Annotated in this window: 1 protein-coding gene; it reads right to left on the bottom strand. The window is 68.1% G+C overall.

What is annotated here, in order from left to right:
• Positions 1–988 (bottom strand): IS481 family transposase (locus ACGGCP_RS26915; RefSeq protein ID WP_392971851.1); only part of this gene is annotated, 988 nt, incomplete at its 3' end.
• Positions 989–1,104 lie beyond the last annotated feature (116 nt).

Raw genomic sequence — 1,104 nt, 5'->3', positions numbered from 1 at the left:
TGTTCTGTCCGGGGAGGTTGTGGACGCGGTCTGCTGGGGTTTGGCCTCCGAGTGCGGTGTGCGCGCGGTGATGGTTATACCAGTGCAGGAATGTCGGTAGTGTTTCGCGGCGTTCGGCTTCGGACCGGTAGGTGCGGGCGTAGGCCCATTCATCGACCAGGGTGCGGTGGAATCGCTCGACCTTCCCGTTGGTCTGGGGCCGGTAGGGGCGTGTCCGTTTGTGAGCAACGCCTTTGCCGCGCAGGAAGTCTCTCCAGGCCAGGGAGGTGTAGCAGGCGCCGTTGTCGGTCATGATCCGTTCGACGGTGACCCCGATACTCGCGAAATGGGCGATAGCGCGGTCGGCGAAGCCGACCGCGCTTTCCTTGGTCTCGTCGGGGAGGATCTCGGTGTAGGCGGTCCGGGAGTGGTCGTCGATGGCGGTGTGGAGGCAGGCGTAGCCGAGCTTCGCGCCGGACTTGCGTTTGGGGGCCAGGGGCTGGGAGGCGCGGCCGTTGCGCCGGCCCTGGGCGCGTGAGAGGACCCGGTGGCCGCCGCCGTCGGGGATGTTCCCGAGTTTCTTGATGTCGATATGGACCAGCTCGCCGGGCCGGGAGCGTTCGTAACGGCGCACCGGTGCTCCGGTGGTGCGGTCGAGGTGGGCCAGGCGAGGCAGGCCGTAGCGGGCAAGGACCCGATGCACGGTGCTCGGGTTGAGGCCCAGGAGGTAGGCGATGCGGGCCGGTCCCCATCGGCGGGCGAGCCGGACTTTGATGATCCGCCGCTCGGTCCTGGCCGGCAGCCGGTTCGGGTTCGAGAGTGGGCGCGAGGAGCGGTCGGTCATGCCCGCCTGGCCGTATTGGCGGTAGCGGTCGGCCCACCGCCAAGCAGTGGTCGGTGAGACTTGGAAGCGCTCGGCGGCGCGGCGCAGCGGCCAGCCGTCCTCGACGACGCATCGGGCCAGGCGCAGTCTGCCGGTCGGGGTCAAGGGGGCGTTAGAGTGGGCCATCGAGGGCCTTTCCGGGTTGGCGTGTCTTGTAGCGATTCACACCGAACCAGAAGGCCCTCGCCTCGTATCAGCCCGTCTCACCCAATGCGGTGTTCACAACCTCCCCGGACAGAACA

Origin of the sequence: Glycomyces sp. NPDC048151, from assembly GCF_043202775.1 — a bacterium.
GTDB lineage: Bacteria > Actinomycetota > Actinomycetes > Mycobacteriales > Micromonosporaceae > Glycomyces.
The sequence above is the reverse complement of the archived record's forward strand: the minus strand, read 5'-3'. Positions and strand labels throughout refer to the sequence as shown.